Raw genomic sequence first — 19735 nt, 5'->3', positions numbered from 1 at the left:
TCGAACCTGAAACCAAGAAGGGGAACCCGATGAAGACCACCACCCGCCTGTTGCTGCTCGCTTGCCTGTCGATGCCGTTGCTGGTTGCCTGCAACAAGGGCGAAGACAAGGCCGCCGCCGCCGTCGTAGCGCCGCTGGCCGCGCCGGCCGGCACCGACAGCACCGCCTGGGACACCTACCTGACCGAAGTGGTCAAGCGCAACATCGAAGGCGCCACCAACGTCTACCTGTACACCCTGCCTGACCCGGCCGGCACCGATTTCGAAGGCGAGTACGCCCGCCAGCTGGAGAAGGCGCAGGGCGACGTCGCCCGCGGTGGCGTCGAGGGCACGCTGCTGGCGTTCGGCTCGCAGAACTCGGCCAAGTCGGCCGACCTGGCGATCGCCTCGTTCGCCCAGGCCCAGCCGGGCACGATGAAGGGGTGGCCGCCTTCGCGSCCACGCCTCTCCCGGAACGTCATAGGACGTCCATGTCCCTCAAGATCAACGAGCTTTGCGTCAACTGCGATGTCTGCGAGCCGGCTTGTCCGAACCAGGCGATTTCGCAGGGCGAAACCATCTACGTGATCGATCCGGCGCGCTGCACCGAATGCGTCGGACATTTCGACGAACCCCAGTGCGTGGTCGTCTGTCCCGTCGAGTGCATCGACCCCGACGCGGAACACCCCGAATCCAATGAACAGCTGCTGGCCAAGCTCGCGCGCCTGCAGCAGGAGCTGAAATGATGCGTCAAGCGTTGCGTGTGCTGGTGAGCGCCAGTGTGTTGTCCGCAGGTCTCCTGATCACCGCATCCACCGCAACGCTACCGCTTCACGCGGCGCAAAAAGCAGTCCAACCCGCCGGCCACCCGCCTGGCGTGGCCATCGCCAGCGCCCATGCACTGGCCACTGACGCCGGCATGGAGATGATCCGCGCCGGTGGCAATGCCTTCGATGCGGCGGTGGCGGTATCGGCGACGCTGGCCGTGGTCGAACCGATCAGCTCGGGCATCGGCGGTGGCGGCTTCTTCCTGCTGCACGATGCCAGGAGCGGCAAGGATGTCTTCGTCGACGCGCGCGAAACCGCGGTGGCCGCGGCGACGCCGGCGGCCTACCTCGACGACAAGGGTGAGCTCAACCGCGACCGTGCCACCAACGGCCCGTGGTCGGCCGGCATCCCCGGCCTGCCTGCGGCGCTCGTGCACGTGTCGGGCAAGTACGGCCGGCTGCCGCTGAAGACCACGCTGGCGCCGGCGATCCGCATCGCCCGCGAAGGCTTCGAGGTCTATCCGCGACTCGAGCGCGGCTACGGCAGCCGTCGTGACGTGATGGAACGCTACCGCGGCACGCGCGAGGTGTTCCTGGCCGACGGCACTCCGGTCAAGGCCGGCGAGATCCTCAAGCAGCCCGATCTGGCGCGCACGCTGGAACTGCTCGCCGAGAAGGGCTTCGACGGTTTCTATCGCGGCGAAGTCGCGGCAAAACTGCTCGCCGCCGTGAAGGAAGAAGGCGGACAGTGGCGTGCAGAGGAACTGGCCGGCTACCGCGTCAAGGAACGCGAGCCGCTGCACTTCCAGTACCGCGACTGGACCGTGACCACCGCGCCGCCGCCGTCGTCGGGCGGCGTGGCATTGGCGGAAATGTTGCAGATGCTGTCGGGCTGGGATCTGGCCAAGCTCGACGACGCGCACCGCACCCATGTGATCACCGAAGCGATGCGTCGCGCATTCCGCGACCGCACGATCTACCTCGGCGATCCGGACTTCGTGAAGATGCCGCTCGCCCGCCTTGTCAGCGCCGACTATGCCGCCGGCCTGCGCGCGACGATCCATCCGGAGAAGGCCACGCCCAGCGATCTGCTGCCGGGCCAGCCGGCGCCGCTGGAAGACGACGAGACCACGCATTTCTCGATCATCGACGCCGCCGGCAATCGCGTCTCGACCACGCAGACGGTCAACCTGCTGTACGGCTCGGGCATGGTCGCGCCGGGCACCGGCGTGCTGCTCAACAACGAGATGGACGACTTCGCCCTGCGCCCCGGCACGCCCAACGCGTTCGGCGTGATGGGCTTCGCCGCCAACGCACCCGCGGCCGGCAAGCGCATGCTCAGCTCGATGACGCCGAGCTTCATCGAGTCCAAGGACAAGCTGGCGGTGATCGGCGCGCCGGGCGGCAGCCGCATCATCACCGAAGTGCTGCTTGGCATTCTGGGTTACGACGCCGGCCTGGGTGCACAGCAGGTCGCGGCGCTGCCGCGCATCCACCACCAGTGGATGCCGGACGTGATCTCGGCCGAGAAGAACACGCTGGATGCGCAGACAGTGTCGGCGCTGGAAGCGATGGGCCACAAGGTCAACGCCGGCGAGAACACCTGGGGCAACCTGCAGACCGTGTCCTGGGACAAGCGCAGCAATGTCCTGGAGGCGGGAAGCGATCCGCGCAATCCGGTGGGGAAGGGCGCGGTCGAAGGGCGCTGAGGTCGGCTGCGCTATCGCGAACCTAACGCGCGTGGAGTTACCCTAGCCCCATGAAACTCTGGTCAATACTTGGCAACAGCCAGAAGCTGGACGGCGGCGCGATGTTCGGCAACGCGCCGCGCGCGATGTGGGCGAAGTGGTCCCCTCCCGATGAACAAAACCGCATCGAGCTGGCCTGCCGTGCCCTGCTCGCCAGCCCGCTGGCCGGCAAGACGGTCTTGTTCGAGACCGGCATAGGCGCGTTCTTCGAGCCGAAAATGCGTGAGCGCTATGGCGTGGTCGAGGACCAGCACGTGCTCGTGCAATCGCTGGCTGCGGCTGGATTCGCGCCGGAGGATATCGACGTGGTGGTGCTCTCGCACCTGCATTTCGACCATGCCGGCGGACTGCTTGCGCCGTGGCAGGAAGGGCAGGCGCCGCAGCTGCTGTTTGCCAATGCCACCTATGTCGTCGGTCGCGGCCACTACGAACGCGCGCTGCATCCGCATCCACGCGATCGCGCCAGTTTCATTCCGGAATTGCCGGGACTGCTGGAAGCCACCGGCCGCCTAGAGCTGGTCGATGGCGAGTACTCGCGCACGCTGGGCAACGCGGTGCGCTTCCACTACAGCGATGGCCATACGCCGGGGCTGATGCTGGCCGAGATCGTCGGGCCGGACCAGGTCGATGGCGAGCCGCACGGTGGCGTGGTGTTCTGCGCCGACCTCATCCCGGGGCGGCCGTGGGTGCACGTGCCGATCACGATGGGCTACGACCGCAACGCCGAATTGCTGATCGACGAGAAGAAGGCCTTCCTCGCCGACAAGCTGCGCCGCAACGTGCATCTGTTCTTCACCCACGACCCGCAGTGCGCGCTGGCGCAGGTCACCCAGGACGACAAGGGCAAGTTCGGCACGGCCCACGAGGTTGCCGAACTGCAGGCGAGGGCACTGGGCGCATGACCCGGATCGGAGCGACGGCCTGGCTGTCGCTTGCCTGCGCGCTCGCCATGAGCGCCGCCTGGGCACAGCCGGCAGTGGTCGACGATTCGCTCGATCCGCCGCAACCGGGCAAGCCCTTGCTCGATCGCGATTTCGGTGTCGGCACGCGTCGTTTCGGCCTTGATCGCAAGGTCGAGATGTACCAGTGGCGAGCCAGTCGCGATGGCTACACCAAGGTGTGGAACTCGGCGGCGATCGATTCGTCGGGGTTCGCAGCGGGGCACGTCAATCCGAAGAAGCTGCCGTTGGACAATCGCCGCTGGTGGTCCGACGACGCGACGCTGGAAGGCAAGCCGCTCGACGCGGCGGTGCTGCAGACGCTGGGACAGTGGCGGGTGTTCCGGCCGAATTTCTCGCGCCTGCCCGCCAACCTGGCGGCGTCGTTCCAGCCCGAAGGCGATGGCCTGGGCAGCGCCGAGAATCCGCTCGACCCGCAGGTCGGCGACATCCGCATCACCTGGCGGGAATTGAACCTGCCGCCATTGGACGACAAGGTCGAGCTGCGCGGCGGACGCTGGTTGCTGTCGCCGGAAGCGGCGGCGCAGGCGCTCAGTGCCGAGCGCGCCTCGACCGTCGTCGAGCTGCCGCCGGGCACGGACCAGCGGCTGTTGCCGTGGCTGCTGGGCGCGGCGGCGATGCTGCTGGGCGCGGCGCTGGTGTGGCGTCGGATGCGGCGCAGGCGAAGCGGCAACGTCCATGGATCCCCGCCTTCGCGGGGATGACGGGCAAGAGCAGATGAATCCCGGCGTTCGCCCGGATGACGGTGGTGGTCAGCCGTTGTGGCGGGTGCCGAAGATCTTGTCGCCGGCGTCGCCCAGGCCCGGCAGGATGTAGCCGACGTCGTTGAGGCGCTCGTCGATCGAGGCGGTGAATACCTCGACATCGGGATGGCGGCTTTCGAGCACGCGAAGGCCCTCCGGCGCGGCCACCAGGAACAGACCCTTGATCCGCTTGCAGCCGGCCGCCTTGAGCATGTCGACCGTGGCAACGAGCGTGCCGCCCGTGGCCAGCATCGGGTCGAGGATCAGCGCGGTGCGCTCGTCCATCCGCCCGGTCAGCTTCTCGTAGTAGCCGACCGGCTCGAGCGTCCTCTCGTCGCGCTGCAGCCCGACCACGCCGACCTTGGCCGCGGGAATCAGCTCGAGCACGCCCGGCAGCATGCCCAGGCCGGCGCGCAGGATCGGCACCAGCGTCACCTTGGCGCCCTTGATGCGACGGGTCTTCACCGGCCCGGCCCAACCCTCGATCGTGACTTCCTCGGTTTCCAGGTCGGCGGTGGCCTCGTAGGTGAGCAGGGTGGCGACCTCGGAGGCGAGTTCGCGGAATTCCTTGGTGCTGATCCCGGCAGCGCGCATCAGGCCGAGCTTGTGCTGCACCAGCGGGTGGCGGACTTCGATGATCTTCATCGCGCAAGCCTAGCGCAGCCGGGTTCGCCGGGCATGTGCGGGCACAGATGGCCATCCATCGGCCGCCGCCGCCACGCCTACACGTTCCCCTTCCAATCGGCGGCCGACTATCGGGGCGTCGGCACGGATCGCCGAAGGAGCCGAAGTGAGCAATCCAGCTGTCACCTATGAACGCGAAATGGTTCCGGCCCTGTTCCGGCCCTGGGTGGCGTCCCTGCTCGACCTTGCCCGGCCCGTGCCCGGTGAGCACCTGCTCGACCTGGCCTGCGGCACGGGCATCGTCGCGCGCATGGCGGCGCCACGGGTCGCACCGGGCGGGCGTGTCGTGGGCGTGGACCTCAACCCCGACATGCTCGGCGTCGCCCAGGTGGAGGGCGCGCTGGAGGGGCTCGACATCGAATGGAAGCAGGGCCGGCTGGAAGTGCTGCCGTTTGCCGAGGCCGAGTTCGACCTGGCGCTGTGCCAGCACGGCCTGCAGTTCGTGCCCGACCGCGCCGCGGCGCTGGGCGAGGCCCGGCGCGTGCTGCGCGATGACGGCCGGCTCGCACTGGCCGCGTGGCGAGGGCTCGACCATCACCCGTTCTGGTCGCGCTTCAACGACGTGCTGATGGAGCTGATGGGCATCCCGGCGCTGGCCGCGCCATTCGAGCTGGGCGAGGCATCTGATATCGAAAGCCTGCTGCGCGGCGCCGGTTTCCGCGACATCTCGATCCAGGCGCGGTCGATGCCTGCTGTATTTCACGACCCGGCCAGCTTCGTGGCGATGGAGGTGGACGTCATCGCCGCGGCCAACCCGGCCACCCAGCACCTGGATGACCGGGCCCGGGCCGAGCTGACCCGGGCCGCGGAAGCGCGCATGGCCGACGCGCTCCGCGATCAGACCCGTGATGGCCAGGTCGTGGTGCCGATGCATTCGCACCTGGTGCTGGCGCGAATGCAGGCACTACCTGCGTGACGTCGGCGCGCTAGAACGAATAGCGTGCGATCAACTGGTAGACCGGTCCCGACGTCTCGCGCTCCAGTTCGTACTCGTCGAAATCGCGATCGATCTGGTCGGCGGCGTTGTCGAACTTGTTGAACGCCTCGTCCTTGGAGGCATCGAGCAGGTTCGAGCCGGTCAGCCGCACCGACATGCGCTCGCCGAAGCGCTTCTCGACGAACACTTCCAGGTCGCCGTCATAGGTGGTGGTGACTTCCTCGCTGACGATGCGCGAGTAGGCATCGCCCTGGCGGCGGTAGCTGGCGCCGAAGGACACGCCCCAGTCGCGGATGTTCTGGATGAAGCCGATGTTGTAGACGTACTTGGCCTGGTTGTTGAAGCGGCGCTCGCCGAACTCGTCGTCGACCGAACTGTCCAGCCACGAGTAGTTCACGAACACGCCGGTGTCGGGCAGGTCGAACACCGTCAGCGGCGTCGACAGGTCGAACTCGATGCCGTAGACGTAACCGTCGCCGACATTCTTCGCCGTGTAGACGAAGCTGTCCGGATCGAACTGCGGATAGCCGGGCGTGTTCTCGTCGGCGCCGGGGTTCTCGTCGAGGAACTCTTCAACCTCGTCCTCGTAGTCGCCCAGTGCGGTCGAGCTCGGATCGCCGGTGTTGACGGTCTCGATCAGGTCCTGGATGTCGCGATAGAACACATTGACGCCGAACACGCCGCGCTGGCCGAGGCGACGCTCGTAGCCCAGGTCCAGGCCCCAGGCGCGCTCGGGCTCCAGCAGCGGGTTGCCGGTGAAGTCGTTGTCGCCGAACTCCTCTTCCAGCGTCAGCGGCAGGATCTGGTCGAAGTTGGGGCGGCGGACCGTGCGCGCCAGCGACAGGCTGATGCGGTCGGCGTCGCTGACGTCCCACTTGAGATGGGCCGAGGGCAGCAGGGTCGAATAATCGTTGCTGGCGGCGCTGTCGTCGGCGCGCACGTCGATGTCGGTGGTCTCGTAACGCAGACCCGCCTCCCAGGCGACCGCGCCGGACGTGCCGGAGAACATCAGGTACGGGTCGATGCGGGTTTCGTCGATGCGGCTGCTCATCGCTTCGAAGTCCTCGTACGGCGGCAGTGCCGCGCCTTCGATATCGGACTCGATCTCGCTGATCTGCAGGCCCGTGTCGCGCTGCTTGTCGAGGTAGTCGACACCGAACTCCATCCGGGCAGCTTCGAACTGGCGCTTGTGCGCGAACTTGAAGCCGAGCTCGTCGTCGCGGATGTCGCTCAGGGTGCGCGTGCCCTCGCGACCGTCGAACGACGGCGGCGTGTCATCGTCGTCGTAGCCGGTCTCTTCCTCGGTCGAGGCGGTGTCGTCGTCGAAGCGGGCGTAGTCGAGGTCGAGCTCGGTGCGGCCGCCGAGCATGTCGAACACGTAGTTGGCGCCAAACGACCAGTTGTCCTGCTTGATGTTCTCGAGCTGGTCATTGACCGACAGCAGGTTGTCGCGGCTGGTGCTGGACGGGTCGTTGTACTCGAGGGAGTGCTCGGTTTCGTCGCGGTCGGTGCGCACGTAGAAGCCGTCCAGCGACAGGCGGCCCGTGCCGATGTCGTGGGTATAGGACACGTTGGCCGAGTAGTCGGTGCCGTCGCGGGTATCGTCCTGGTCCTGGCGGTCGACGAAGTCGCCGCCGGGTTCCTCGAAGCGATCGCTGCGCTTGACCTTGGGGTTGTAGCGGCCCTGGACGTTGAACCCGCCGAGCAGGCGGCCGCCGCCGACTTCGCCGCTGCTGACGGCGCCGTAGGTGTTCTTGTACTTGCCGTCGTCGAAGTGCATGACGCCACCGCGCACGTAGCTGCCATCGAACTCGTACGCATCGCGAAGGACGATGTTGAGGGCGCCGGCGACGGCATCGCCGGAGCGGTTGGCGCTGGCGCTGCGGACGATCTCGATGCGTTCGACCAGTTCGGCCGGAATGCGGTCGACGAAGAAGGAACGGTCGTTGCCCGCGCCCGGGACCTTCTTGCCGTTGATCAGGATCTGCGTGTAGCCCGGGTCGAGGCCGCGCAACTGCGCGCCGTCGTACTCGAGCACGTCGGAGACGAAGGCGACGCTGGGAACGCGCTTGAGCATGTCGCCGACAGTGAGCGGCTCGAAGCGCTGGAAGTACTCCAGGTCGTAGGACAGCACCGGCGCGGTGGCATCGGTGCGGTTGCGGTAGGCGATGTCCGCCTGCACCACGACCGCGTCGAGCTGCTTCGGGTCGGGTGCCGGCTCGCCGCTGTCGTCGGCGGCGGCGGTGAAGCTGACAGGCGCCAGTACCACGCAAAACAAAGCCCGCGAGAGACCGCGGGCGAGAAGGTTACGTTCCATTGATCTGCATCCCCATGCCAAGGCGGCGACAAACAAACCGCGATTTGTACGTGTCGGGGATGGCGGAAATATGTCGGAAATTTGTCGGAATGGTCCGTCGCTCCGGCGCTTGCTCCCGCAATGAAGCCGTCACAATGGCCGCGTAGAAAGCCGAGGTTTGCTTTCAGACTTCTGGGGGAACCGTGACTTCACGCCTGGCCACGCTGGCACTCATTTCCATGCTCACTGCCTGCGCCATGACCGCGCCGGACCTTGCCCACGCGCCCGAACCCGACGAGAAATCCGCGCAGGCCGACCCGCTTCTGGGCCAGGCCAACGTGCCGCACCAGGTGGTGGCCGAAGCCTTCATCACGGCCGCCACGCCGGCCGACAACATCGACTCGCCGGCGAGCTGGCGCTCACCCGATGGCAAGCGCTGGCTGATCGCAACGGGCAAGGCCACCGACAAGCTGGTCGTCTACGACGGCGATACCGGCAAGTCGGCACGCAGCGTCGCCGGCCCCGGCACCGCGCTGGGCCAGATGCGGCGGCCCAACGGTATCGCCGTGATAGACAGCCTCGCCCTGGTGGTGGAGCGCGACAACCATCGCGTGCAGGTGTTCCAGTTGCCTGACCTGAAACCGCTGCTGGTGTTCGGTGGCGATGACCTCAAGCAGCCGTACGGCCTGTGGGTCCGCGCGCAGAAGGACAGCTACGAGGTGATCGTCAGCGACAACTACATGTCACCGCAAAACGAGGACCTGCCGCCGCCGCTGGCGCAGTTGGGCGATCGCTTCAAGCGCTATCAGCTCCGCCGCATTCCGGGCGGCTGGCAGGCACGGTTGATGGGCACGTTCGGTGACACCGGTGAGGCCGGCGCGATCCGCATCGCCGAATCGGTGTTCGGCGACGTGGCCAACGATCGGCTGCTGCTGGCGGAAGAAGATGTCGCCGCCGGCACGCGCCTGCGCGAGTACGGACTCGACGGCCGGTACCGCGGCCGGGACATCGGCGCCGACCTGTTCAAGGCACAGGCCGAGGGCATGGCGCTGGCGCGCTGCGCCGATGGCAGCGGTTACTGGATCGCGACGGACCAGTTCAAGGATCGCAGCCTGTTCCATGTGTTCGATCGCAACACGCTCGAGCATGTCGGCGCGTTTGCCGGTGGCAAGACGGCCAACACCGATGGCGTGTGGCTGGACCAGAGCGCGAGTGCGCGCTTCCCGCAGGGCGTGTTCTACGCAGTCGATGACGACCAGGCGGTGGCGGCGTTCGACTGGCGGGATATTGCGAAGGCGTTGTCGCTGCGGACTTGCACCGCCCCCTCTGCCTGACCGCGTTCGCGGTCGTCCCTCTCCCGCAGGGGGAGAGGGAGGCACTGCGCGGTTACGCCGCCACGGCCTGCTCGGCCCGCGGCCCTTCCTTCAGCGCCTTCGCCACCATTGCCACGAGCAGATCGATCTCTTCGCTGGTGATGGTGAACGTCGGGGTGAAGCGCAGCGAATTGACGCCGCCGTGGATCACGCCGATGCCATGCTCGCGCAGCCACTCTTCGGTCGAACGCGCGCCATAGCACTTGAACTGCGGCGCCAGTTCGCACGAGAACAGCAGGCCGGTGCCCTGGACCCCGGTGATCATTCCGCCGAGCTCGCCCTTGAGCTTCTCCAGCTTTTCGATCGCCTCCACACCACGCGCACGGATGTTCTCGCGCAGGGCAGGGGTGACCTGCTCCAGCACGGCGCAGGCGACGTCGAGCGCACGCGGGTTGCTGGTCATCGTGTTGCCGTACAGGCCCTTCTTGTAGAGCTCGGCGGCGCGCTTGCCGACGGCGAGCACCGACAGCGGGTACTGGCCGGCATTGAGCGCCTTGGAGTAGGTCTCCATGTCCGGCGGATCGAGCTGCTCGAAGCCGGGGTAGTCGAAGATCGACAGCACGCCGTGGGCGCGCAGGCCGGCCTGGATCGAATCGACCAGCAGCAGCGAGCCGTGGTTGCGGGTCAGTTCGCGGGCGGCGGCGTAGAACGCCGGCGGCACGCTGCGGCCCGGGTCGCCTTCGCCCATCACCGGCTCGAGGAACATCGCCTCGATGAACCAGCCATTGGCGTCGGCGTCGGCAAAGACCTTCTTCAGTGCCTCGACGTCATACGGCTCGACGGTGAGCAGCGTGTCCTCGCCACGGAAGCTGGCCAGGTGCTGGATGTAGGTCTTGCGCGAGGAGTCCGAATACAGCGCCGGGCGCTCGGTGCGGCCGTGGAAGCTGCCCTTGACCACCAGGCGCTTGATCGCGCGACCGGCATGGCGGCCGCCCGGATCGGTCATCAGCTTGGTGTTGACGTCGGCAATGCGCGAGGCCAGCGATACCGATTCCGAACCGGAGTTCAGGCACAGGAACTTCTCGTACGGGCAACCGCCGCGAGCGGCACCGATCGCCGCGCGCAGGGCGCGATCGAAGCGCAGCTGCGACAGCGACGGCGTCATGATGTTGGCCATCGCCTGCGGCTTGGCCATCGCCGCGATCACCGCCTTGGGCGCGTGTCCGAAGCCGAGCATGCCGTAGCCGCCGGAGTCGTGCAGCACCGCGCCCTTGAGCGTGACCACCCAGGGGCCGCGTGCGGCGAGGGCGACATACGGATTGACCGCGTCGTCCGGGTAGAAATTGATGTAGCCGGCCAGCACGGCCTGGATCTGCGCGTCCTCATCGAGGTCGAGCAGTTCGGCGAAGTCGTCCTTCAGGCGCTGGTATTCCTGGCCGGCGGCTTCGATGGCTTCGATCAGCTCGGCATGGCTGGCGGCGAAGCGGGCAATGGTGGCGTCGTCCAGGCCCGGGGTGCGGCGAATGCCCTGGTGGGCGCGCAAAGGGGCGAGGCGGTCGATGACGGCGGCCATGGTGTTCTCCTGGGTCGGTACGCAATCTCCTATTATCTGGATTAATTCGTCGGTAGACAGTGCGGATTTGTACGAAACATTGGACAATCTCGTCGCTTCGACGAAGAATGTGGGCAAGATGAAGATAACTGACGCCGACCAGCAGCTGCTCTCGGTCCTGCGCGAGAACGCACGGGCCTCGACCGCCGACATCGCCCGCCGCCTGAAACTGTCGCGGACCACCGTCCACAGCCGGATAGAGCGGCTCGAGCGGCAGGGGGTGATCGACGGCTACACCGTGCGGGTCCACGACGAGGCCGAGCGCGGCCACATCCGCGCCCACATCATGGTCACCGTCCTGCCCAAGCAGATGGCCTCGGTGGTGGCGGTGCTGCACGCGATGCCGGAGGTGCGGGCCCTGCACTCGGTCAGCGGCCCGTTCGACCTGATCGCCCTGGGCGTGGTGCCCACGGTGGAGGCGATGGACGAGCTGACCGACCGTATCGGCGCCATCGACGGGGTCGAGCGGACCACCTCGGCGATCATCCTGTCGGCGAAGTTCGAGCGGTAGTGGCCGGGGGTCTTACAATGGCCGGTCCTGCGGCCAGCCCCGCCGCCTGCGTGCCCCCGCCTTGAAGAAATCCGATTTCCACTACGACCTGCCGCCGGAACTGATCGCGCAGGCGCCATTGCCCGAGCGCTCGGCCAGCCGCCTGCTGGTGGTGCCGCCGACGCCGGCCAATCCTTGCGATCCCGGCGATCCCGGCGACCCCGCCGTGCAGCGGGACGGTTTCCAGGACCGCGGTTTCCGCGACCTGCCGGACCTGCTTGCCGCCGGCGACCTGCTGGTGTTCAACGACACCCGCGTCATCCCGGCACGGCTGTATGGCCAGAAGACCAGTGGCGGCCGCGTCGAAATCCTCATCGAACGGCTGCTCGGCGGCCATGAAGTGCGCGCGCAACTGGGCGTGAGCAAGTCGCCGAAAGAGGGCGCGAAGATCCTGCTCGATGCCGGCGGCGAAGCCGAAGTGCTCGGCCGCGACGGCGAGTTCTATCGCCTGCGGTTCGACATACCCGAGTCGCTGGAACAGTGGCTGCTGCACGCCGGGCGCCTGCCGTTGCCGCCCTATATCCAGCGCGAGGCCGGCAGCGACGACGACACCCGCTACCAGACCGTGTTCGCGCGCGAAGTCGGCGCGGTTGCCGCACCGACCGCCGGCCTGCATTTCGACGAGGCGCTGCTGCAGCAGCTGCGCGAGCGCGGCGTGCAGTTCGGCCATGTCACCCTGCATGTCGGCGCGGGCACGTTCCAGCCGGTCCGGGTCGACGATCTGGGCCAGCACGTGATGCACAGCGAGTGGCTCAACGTCGGCGCCGCGCTGATCGAGCAGATCCAGCGCACGCGCGCCGCCGGCGGTCGCGTGTTCGCGGTCGGCACGACGGTGGTGCGCGCGCTCGAAAGCGCAATGCGCACCAATGACGCCGGCGAGCGCGAACTGCAGCCCTACGCCGGCGAGACCCGCTTGTTCATCCTGCCGGGCTACAGGATCCGTTCGGTCGACGCGCTGATCACCAATTTCCACCTGCCCGAGAGCACCCTGCTGATGCTGGTTTCCGCCTTTGCCGGCAAGGCGCGCGTGTTCGCCGCCTACGACCACGCGATCGCCTCGCGCTACCGCTTCTTCTCGTACGGCGACGCAATGCTGCTGTACCCGCAGGTGACTGCATGAGCCGGATGTCGTTCGACCTGCTCGCCAGCGATGGCGCAGCCCGTCGCGGTCGCCTGACCTTCCCGCGTGGCACCGTGGAAACGCCGGCGTTCATGCCGGTGGGTACCTACGGTTCGGTCAAGGGCGTGATGCCCGAGCAGATCCGCGAGCTCGGTGCCGAGATCATCCTGGGCAATACCTTCCATCTGTATCTGCGCCCGGGCCTGGACGTGATCGGCGACCACGGCGGCCTGCACGGCTTCGGCCGCTGGAGCGGGCCGATCCTGACCGACTCCGGCGGCTTCCAGGTGTTCTCGCTGGCGCACAAGCGCAAGATCACCGAGCAGGGCGTGACCTTCGCCGCGCCCACCGACGGCAGCAAGGTCTTCCTCGGCCCCGAGGAGAGCATGCACATCCAGAAGGTGCTCGACTCCGACGTCGTGATGATCTTCGACGAGTGCACGCCATACCCGGCCACGGAAGAAGTGGCGCGCAAGTCGATGGAGCTGAGCCTGCGCTGGGCCGAGCGCTCGAAGAAGGCGCACGAGGGCAATGACGCGGCGCTGTTCGGCATCGTCCAGGGTGGCGTCCATCCGGCCTTGCGCGACCGTTCGGCCGAAGGGCTCAAGGCGATTGGTTTCGACGGCTATGCCATCGGCGGCCTTGCCGTCGGCGAGCCGGAGGCCGAGCGCAACCACATGCTCGAGCACACCTGCCCGCAGCTGCCGGCCGACCGCCCGCGCTACCTGATGGGGGTGGGCCGGCCGGAGGACCTGGTCGAGGGCGTCGCCCGCGGCATCGACATGTTCGATTGCGTCATGCCGACCCGCAACGCCCGCAACGGCCATTACTTCACCAGTTTCGGCACAGTCCGCGTGCGCAACGCCAAGTACGAGCGCGACCTGCGCCCGATCGAGGAAGGCTGCGACTGCTACGCCTGCCGCAACGGCTTCAGCCGCAGCTACCTGCGCCACCTGGACCGCTGCAACGAGATGCTGGCGCCGATGCTGGGCACCCTGCACAACCTGCGCTACTACCAGCGCCTGATGGCGCAGATGCGCGAAGCCATCGCCCAGGGAACCTTTTCGGCCTTCCGGCAGTCTTTCTACGCCGCACGGGCCTTGGAGCCCCTCTCCAGCTAGCCGGGGAGGGGTGGGGGTGAGGGCAGGGCGCCCAGGCACCCAGAAAACACCCTCATCCGCACTTCGGGCACCTTCTCCCGCCAGCGGGAGAAGGACCGGTCCCGCCCCATGGCATAATCCCCAGCTATTTTTCGATCCAGGACAATCGTCATGAACCTGCTTGATCTCGTGATCTCCCCCGCCTACGCCCAGGCGGCCGCTCCGGCCGGCGGCAGCGGCTTCGGCATGTCGCTGCTGTTCCCGATCCTGCTGATCGGCGTCATGTACTTCCTGATGATCCGTCCGCAGATGAAGCGCCAGAAGGAGCATCGCGGCATGCTCGAGAAGCTCGCCAAGGGCGACGAGGTCCTCACCAGCGGCGGCATCGCCGGCACCGTGAGCGACATCGGCGAGAACTTCATCACCGTGGAAATTGCCGACAACGTGCGCATCCGCGTGCAGAAGGCCGCCATCGCCAATGTGCTGCCGAAGGGCACCTTGAAGTCGGCGTAAGCCGTCTCCAGAAGAATTTGACATACGGCGGCCGGGGTGGCCGCCGCAGGGGCCCTAGATGCTGACTTACCCGCGCTGGAAATACTTCGTCATCCTGATCGTTCTGCTGCTCAGCGCGCTGTATGCGTTGCCGAACATCTATCCGCAGGATCCCTCCGTGCAGGTCACGGCCAGCCGCGGCGCCAAGATCGATCCGGCGCTGAGCGCCCGGGTCAGCGCCACGCTCAAGGAAGCCGGGGTCTCGCCGAAAGCGGTCGAGATCGACAACGGCAACCTGCTGGTTCGCCTGACCAACCCCGATCAGCAGATCCGCGCCAATGACGCCCTGCGCGAGAAGCTCGGCAGCAACTACGTGGTTGCCCTGAACCTGGCTTCGACCGTGCCGAACTGGCTCGAGAAGATCGGCGCAAAGCCCATGCTGCTGGGCCTGGACCTCCAGGGCGGCGTGCACTTCCTGATGCAGGTCGACCAGAAGGCCGCGCTCGACAAGCGCATGGACGCCACCGCCGAAGACGCGCGCGTGAGCCTGCGCGACGGCCACATCCGCTACGAAGCGGTCGAACGCCGCGGCGCCAATACCGTCGTCGCCACGCTGGCCAGTGCCGGCGATGCCGACAAGGCCCGCGACCAGATCGCCAAGAGCCAGCCCAACCTGCTGCTCGACGTCAAGGGCAACACCCTGACCATGCAGGTTTCCGAGGCCGAGCTGCAGCGCATGGCGGTCGAGGCGATCGAGCAGAACGTGGGCACGCTGCGCAACCGCATCAACGCCCTGGGCGTGTCGGAACCGATCATCCAGCGCCAGGGCAGCGACCGCATCGTGGTGCAGCTGCCGGGTGTGCAGGACACCGCGCAGGCCAAGCGCATCCTCGGCGCCACCGCGACCCTGGAATACCGCGGCGTGGTCGAGGGCAATGCCTTCGACGCCGTCGCCACTGGCAATGTTCCGCCGGAAGCCCGCGTCTATTTCCGCCGTGAGCTCGGCCCGGACGGCAAGCCGATGCCGGTGCTGCTCAACAAGCGCGTGATCGCCTCCGGCGACCAGCTGGTCGGCGCGACCTCGATGATGGACACGCAGACCGGTACTCCGGCCGTGTCGGTGCGCCTGAACGGTGTCGGCGGCCAGCGCATGTTCGACTACACCACCGACCACGTCGGCAAGCCGATGGCGGTGGTCTACATCGAGCGCATCCCCGAGGTGCGCATGGTCGATGGCAAGGAAGTGCGCACTACCAAGGTCAACGAGGAAGTGATCTCGGTGGCCAACATCAACGGCGTGTTCGGCAAGGAGTTCCAGACCACCGGCCTGGACAGCTCCAAGGAAGCGGCCGACCTGGCGCTGCTGCTGCGCTCGGGTTCACTGGCCGCACCGATGGACTTCATCGAAGAGCGCATCGTCGGCCCGAGCCTGGGCCGGGAGAACATCGAGCGCGGCCTGACCGCGGTGGTGTACTCGTTCTCCTTCGCCCTGATCTTCTTCCTGTTCTATTACCGCGTGTTCGGCATCATCACCTGCCTGGCGCTGCTGCTGAACATGCTGATGCTGATCGCGGTGATGTCGCTGTTCGGCGCCACCCTGACGCTGCCTGGCCTGGCCGGTATCGCGCTGACGGTGGGCATGTCGGTCGACGCCAACGTGCTGATCAACGAGCGCATACGCGAGGAGCTCAGGTTGGGGCTGCCACCACAGACGGCCATTGCCGAGGGCTACGAGCGCGCTTCGGGCACCATCGCCGACGCCAACCTCACCGCCATCCTCGCCGGCGTCGCGCTGTTCGCCTTCGGCACGGGCCCGGTGAAGGGCTTCGCGGTGTCGCTGATCGTCGGTATCGCCACCTCGATGTACACCGCGGTCGGCGTCTCGCGCGCCATTGCCACCCTGATCTACGGCGGTCGCCGCAAGATCAAGTCGATCTGGATCTGACGGGAAGATAAGCAGATGAAACCGTTCAACGTCTTCCCCTACGACAGCAACATCAACTTCATCCGCCTGCGCTGGCTGTCGCTGGGCATCGCCCTGGCGATGTTGCTGGTCGCTGTTGGCGCGATGGCCGTCAAAGGCTTCAACTTTGCCCTGGACTTCACCGGCGGCGCCGTCACCGAGATGCGCTTCGAGAAGCCGGTCGATGTCGACGAGGTGCGCGAGCGCCTCGATCGCGCCGGCTACGGTGGCGCGCAGGTGCAGAACTTCGGCAGCGGCAACGACCTGCTGATCCGCATGCAGTCCAAGCAGGCGGCTGAAGGTGCCGAGAAGAAGGACAACACCACGGCCAGCGATGTCCAGGCCGCCCTGGCGTTCGAGGGCAACCCGGGCAAGGTGCTGCGCAGCGAGGTGGTCGGTCCGCAGGTCGGCAAGGACCTGGCGATCAACGGCCTGTGGGCGCTGATCTTCGTGGTCGCCGGCTTCCTGATCTACATTTCGTTCCGCTTCGAGAAGAAGTTCGCGATCGCGGCCGTGCTGACGACGCTGCACGACGTGGTGGTGGTGACCGGCTGGTTCGCCATCAGCGGCCACGAGTTCGACCTGACGGTGCTGGCCGGCGTGTTGTCGGTGATGGGCTTCTCGATCAACGACACGATCGTGGTATTCGACCGTGTCCGCGAGAACTTCCGTTCGATGCGCGCTTCGCCGGAGGAGATCCTCAACAAGTCGATCAACCAGACGCTGTCGCGTACGGTGATCACGTCGTTCGTGGCGTTCCTGACGGTGGTCGCGCTGTACATCTACGGTGGCGGTTCGCTGCAGGGCATGGCCGAGTCGCAGATGATCGGCATCATCATCGGTACGCTGTCCTCGATCTTCGTGGCGTGCCCGCTGCTGACCATCGGCTTCCTGAAGGTCACCAAGCAGGATCTGATGCCGAAGGCCAAGGACGAGGCGGCGCTGGCACGCAGGCCGTAACGGCTGCCAGCAGTTCGACGAGAAAGGCCGCGCACTGCGCGGCCTTTTTCTTGCCCGGCATCCTGGGCCTTCGAACACCTCCGGCATCCGAACACCCGTCACGCCCTGCCGCCTGCGGAACGGCGCCGCCCACCACGCCGGGGATTGCTCCGCCCCTTAGTCGGACATCCATGTCCGATGCGGGGCGCGGGACATCCATGTCCCGCTGCGGATCAATCCCCGGCGCGGTGGACGACGCCCTGCCAATTCACTGCCCGGTCTTCGGTGACCCTCACCCCAACCCGCACCCCGGGGAATGACGGGCAACTGTTTTTCTTTTGGAACCACCTGATCCTTTCGCGGGCGTCCGGGACCGAGCTCACCGAGCGGACGCGCGAATGAGTAGGGCACGGACACCGCCCTGTATCCAGGCAGCCCGAGTCCCACCATCGGAGCTGCGTCACGCGGGCAGTACAAGAACGCCAACACGCGAAGTCAATGAATCGGCGGAAGCGTTGTGAAGGAGGGGGTGGGGTGTATTTCGTGAACGATTAACGGAGCGAAGCGGAGGTTCACGAAATACGCCCCACCTCCTCCCCAATCACGCAATCACGCAATCACGCAATCACGCAATCACGCAATCGCACACCCAGGCAAGCACGAAAAAGCCGCGCAATTGCGCGGCTCCTCCGGCACCAAAAGCGAAAAGCGATCAATCGAACGCCGACGCATACCCCGTGTTGACGATCTTGCTCTGCAGCGCGTCGCAGATCTTCAGGTTGCCGGCGACCAACTGACGCGGCATCTGCCCGCGCGTGTCCATCGGGCCCGTGCTGCGGCCGCGGAAGTCGACGACCTTGCCGCCTGCCTCGCGCACCAGCAGCGCGCCGGCGGCGATATCCCACGGCTTCACCCCGGCCTCGAAGTAAGCGTCGGCGCGGCCACAGGCCACATAGGCCAGGTCGAGCGCGGCCGAACCGGTGCGGCGGATGTCCTCGGCCTCGGTCAACAGCGTGTCGATGCACTTGAGGTGCGCACTGGTGCGCGCGCGCTCGCGCGGCGGGAAACCGGTGATCAGCATCGCGCCATTGAGATCCTTGCGGTCGGCGACGCGGATCTTGCGATCGTTGAGCGTGGCGCCGCTGCCACGGCTGGTGGTGAACAGCTCGTTGCGCAGCGGATCGAAGATCACGCCGTGGACGGGCTCGCCGTTCTCGACCAGGGCAATCGACACGCAGAAATGCGGGATGCCGTGCAGATAGTTGCTGGTGCCGTCGAGCGGGTCGATCACCCACGTGAAGCGGTTGTTGCCGATCGGACCGCTTTCCTCGCCCAGGATGGCGTAGTCGGGGGTCGCGCGGCGGAATTCCTTGATGATCTCTTTCTCGGCCAGGCCATCGACTTCGCTGGCATAGTCCATCCGGTCCTTCTCGACCACGTTCAGGGCATCGAGCTTGTTCATGTGCCGCAGCAGCACGTTGCCGGCGGCGCGGGCGGCCTTGACCATGAGGGTGACGGCGGGTTTCTGCATGGCAAGCGGCCTCTGGAGGGGGAGGTGGGGGACGGACTGGCGGCGGCAAAGAGCGGACCGGCTCGAAGCCGGGGCGCGGAGTTTACCATTGCAGGCCATGACTTCCGAATCGAAAACCGTGCCCGACTCCGTGCCCGCGCCCGCATCCCTCGTCCCTGGCCCGGCCGACCGCCTGCGCGTCGTCCTGGTCGGCACCCAGCACCCCGGCAACATCGGATCGGCGGCGCGGGCCATGAAGACCATGGGCCTGTCGCGGCTGGTGCTGGTCGCGCCGGAAAAGGCGCCCAGCGTCGAGTCCTATGCCCTGGCCGCCGGCGCCGACGATGTCCTTGCCGGTGCGGTCACCTGCGCCACCCTGGCCGAGGCCGTGGCCGATTGCCGCCTGGTCCTGGGCTGCACCGCGCGCAGCCGCCGTGTTGCGCTGGAGGAACTGCTGCCGCGCGATGCCGCCGCCCGCGCGGTCGGAGAGGCCGCAGCCGGTGCCGAAGTGGCGCTGGTCTTCGGCCGCGAGCGCACCGGACTGACCAACGACGAACTGCAGCTGTGTCACGCGTCCGTCCACATCCCGGCCAACCCGGACTACAGCTCGCTCAACCTGGCCGCGGCAGTGCAGGTGCTCAGCTACGAGTTGCGCCTGGCGGTACTGGCCGAAGCCGGCAGCGCGGCCGGCGTCGACAGCGAGTCTGGCCCCGACAAGCGCGACCCGCCGGCGTCCCACGCCGAGATGGAAGGGTTCTTTTCCCAGCTGGCCGACACCCTCGACGCGATCGACTTCCACAAGGGCCGGGCCCCGGACTCGGCCATGCGCAAGCTGCGCCGGCTTTACCTGCGGGCCGGTCTGGATTCGCGCGAGGTCCGGATCCTGCGCGGGATCCTGGCCGACGCCCAGCGCATGGCCAGTCTGGCCAGACCCGGGGAGTAGGCAAAGCGATGATCTGCGGGGCGGCCGAGGGTTTGCAGTATCGGCCCAACGGGTTTTCGTATTAGGCTGGCCGTGGCACTT

The 19735-nt window shown here is 67.0% G+C and carries 18 protein-coding genes; 14 read left to right on the top strand and 4 right to left on the bottom strand.

The window, feature by feature from the left end:
• Window positions 1-29 precede the first annotated feature (29 nt).
• Genes AB4Y64_RS03930 through AB4Y64_RS03910 form a run of 5 tightly spaced genes read left to right on the top strand, consistent with a single transcriptional unit; the run spans window position 30 to window position 4156 of the window.
• Window positions 30-566, top strand: a complete 537-nt coding sequence (locus tag AB4Y64_RS03930; RefSeq protein WP_441815111.1) for a hypothetical protein — start codon at window positions 30-32, stop codon at window positions 564-566.
• Window positions 470-724 (top strand): YfhL family 4Fe-4S dicluster ferredoxin, encoded by a 255-nt coding sequence (locus AB4Y64_RS03925; RefSeq protein ID WP_441815110.1) that lies wholly within the window; start codon window positions 470-472, stop codon window positions 722-724. The genes AB4Y64_RS03930 and AB4Y64_RS03925 overlap by 97 nt, the downstream gene beginning before the upstream one ends.
• Window positions 721-2454 carry a gamma-glutamyltransferase gene (gene ggt / locus AB4Y64_RS03920; RefSeq protein WP_441815109.1) on the top strand — a complete coding sequence of 578 codons (1734 nt, stop codon included), beginning with the start codon at window positions 721-723 and terminating at the stop codon, window positions 2452-2454. Before AB4Y64_RS03925 ends, ggt begins: the two co-directional genes overlap by 4 nt.
• 50 nt (window positions 2455-2504) lie before the next feature.
• Window positions 2505-3395 (top strand): MBL fold metallo-hydrolase, encoded by an 891-nt coding sequence (locus tag AB4Y64_RS03915; RefSeq protein ID WP_441815108.1) that lies wholly within the window; start codon window positions 2505-2507, stop codon window positions 3393-3395.
• Window positions 3392-4156: a TMEM43 family protein gene (locus AB4Y64_RS03910; protein ID WP_441815107.1), complete on the top strand. Its 765-nt coding sequence runs from the start codon at window positions 3392-3394 to the stop codon at window positions 4154-4156. The genes AB4Y64_RS03915 and AB4Y64_RS03910 overlap by 4 nt, the downstream gene beginning before the upstream one ends.
• 48 nt (window positions 4157-4204) lie before the next feature.
• Here AB4Y64_RS03910 and upp read toward each other — a convergent pair whose 3' ends face one another.
• On the bottom strand, window positions 4205-4840 hold the full coding sequence (gene upp, locus AB4Y64_RS03905; RefSeq protein ID WP_441815106.1) for a uracil phosphoribosyltransferase: 636 nt from the start codon (window positions 4838-4840) through the stop codon (window positions 4205-4207).
• 145 nt (window positions 4841-4985) lie between these two features.
• On the opposite strand from upp, the gene AB4Y64_RS03900 reads away from it, so the two are divergent.
• On the top strand, window positions 4986-5795 hold the full coding sequence (locus tag AB4Y64_RS03900) for a class I SAM-dependent methyltransferase (protein WP_441815105.1): 810 nt from the start codon (window positions 4986-4988) through the stop codon (window positions 5793-5795).
• Between the two features lie 10 nt (window positions 5796-5805).
• On the opposite strand, the gene AB4Y64_RS03895 is transcribed toward AB4Y64_RS03900, so the two are convergent.
• Complete coding sequence (locus AB4Y64_RS03895; RefSeq protein ID WP_441815104.1) at window positions 5806-8133, bottom strand: TonB-dependent receptor plug domain-containing protein; 2328 nt, start codon at window positions 8131-8133, stop codon at window positions 5806-5808.
• Between the two features lie 218 nt (window positions 8134-8351).
• Between AB4Y64_RS03895 and AB4Y64_RS03890 the strand changes: the two genes are divergently transcribed.
• Window positions 8352-9446 (top strand): phytase, encoded by a 1095-nt coding sequence (locus AB4Y64_RS03890; protein WP_441815232.1) that lies wholly within the window; start codon window positions 8352-8354, stop codon window positions 9444-9446.
• Window positions 9447-9498: 52 nt separating this feature from the next.
• Here the strand turns inward: AB4Y64_RS03890 and AB4Y64_RS03885 are convergent, their stop codons facing one another.
• On the bottom strand, window positions 9499-10998 hold the full coding sequence (locus AB4Y64_RS03885; RefSeq protein ID WP_441815103.1) for an aminotransferase class III-fold pyridoxal phosphate-dependent enzyme: 1500 nt from the start codon (window positions 10996-10998) through the stop codon (window positions 9499-9501).
• Between the two features lie 118 nt (window positions 10999-11116).
• On the opposite strand from AB4Y64_RS03885, the gene AB4Y64_RS03880 reads away from it, so the two are divergent.
• The 6 genes from AB4Y64_RS03880 to secF all read left to right on the top strand — a co-directional run bounded on the left by AB4Y64_RS03880 (window position 11117) and on the right by secF (window position 17222).
• A complete protein-coding gene (locus AB4Y64_RS03880; RefSeq protein ID WP_441815102.1) occupies window positions 11117-11548 on the top strand; it encodes an Lrp/AsnC family transcriptional regulator in 432 nt (143 codons plus the stop codon).
• Between the two features lie 61 nt (window positions 11549-11609).
• Window positions 11610-12707, top strand: a complete 1098-nt coding sequence (gene queA, locus AB4Y64_RS03875) for a tRNA preQ1(34) S-adenosylmethionine ribosyltransferase-isomerase QueA (RefSeq protein WP_441815101.1) — start codon at window positions 11610-11612, stop codon at window positions 12705-12707.
• On the top strand, window positions 12704-13828 hold the full coding sequence (tgt, locus tag AB4Y64_RS03870; protein WP_441815100.1) for a tRNA guanosine(34) transglycosylase Tgt: 1125 nt from the start codon (window positions 12704-12706) through the stop codon (window positions 13826-13828). Before queA ends, tgt begins: the two co-directional genes overlap by 4 nt.
• A gap of 150 nt (window positions 13829-13978) precedes the next feature.
• On the top strand, window positions 13979-14320 hold the full coding sequence (yajC, locus tag AB4Y64_RS03865) for a preprotein translocase subunit YajC (RefSeq protein WP_441815099.1): 342 nt from the start codon (window positions 13979-13981) through the stop codon (window positions 14318-14320).
• A 58-nt stretch (window positions 14321-14378) separates the two neighbouring features.
• Window positions 14379-16244, top strand: a complete 1866-nt coding sequence (gene secD, locus AB4Y64_RS03860; RefSeq protein ID WP_441815098.1) for a protein translocase subunit SecD — start codon at window positions 14379-14381, stop codon at window positions 16242-16244.
• Between the two features lie 15 nt (window positions 16245-16259).
• Complete coding sequence (gene secF / locus AB4Y64_RS03855) at window positions 16260-17222, top strand: protein translocase subunit SecF (RefSeq protein WP_441815097.1); 963 nt, start codon at window positions 16260-16262, stop codon at window positions 17220-17222.
• 691 nt (window positions 17223-17913) lie between these two features.
• Here the strand turns inward: secF and AB4Y64_RS03850 are convergent.
• Complete coding sequence (locus tag AB4Y64_RS03850; RefSeq protein ID WP_441815096.1) at window positions 17914-18732, bottom strand: inositol monophosphatase family protein; 819 nt, start codon at window positions 18730-18732, stop codon at window positions 17914-17916.
• A 97-nt stretch (window positions 18733-18829) separates the two neighbouring features.
• On the opposite strand from AB4Y64_RS03850, the gene AB4Y64_RS03845 reads away from it, so the two are divergent.
• Window positions 18830-19654: an RNA methyltransferase gene (locus AB4Y64_RS03845; RefSeq protein WP_441815095.1), complete on the top strand. Its 825-nt coding sequence runs from the start codon at window positions 18830-18832 to the stop codon at window positions 19652-19654.
• Window positions 19655-19735: the final 81 nt, after the last annotated feature.

Origin of the sequence: Lysobacter sp. TAF61, from assembly GCF_052113485.1 — a bacterium.
Classification (GTDB): Bacteria; Pseudomonadota; Gammaproteobacteria; order Xanthomonadales; family Xanthomonadaceae; genus Lysobacter_J.
The sequence above is the reverse complement of the archived record's forward strand: the minus strand, read 5'-3'. Positions and strand labels throughout refer to the sequence as shown.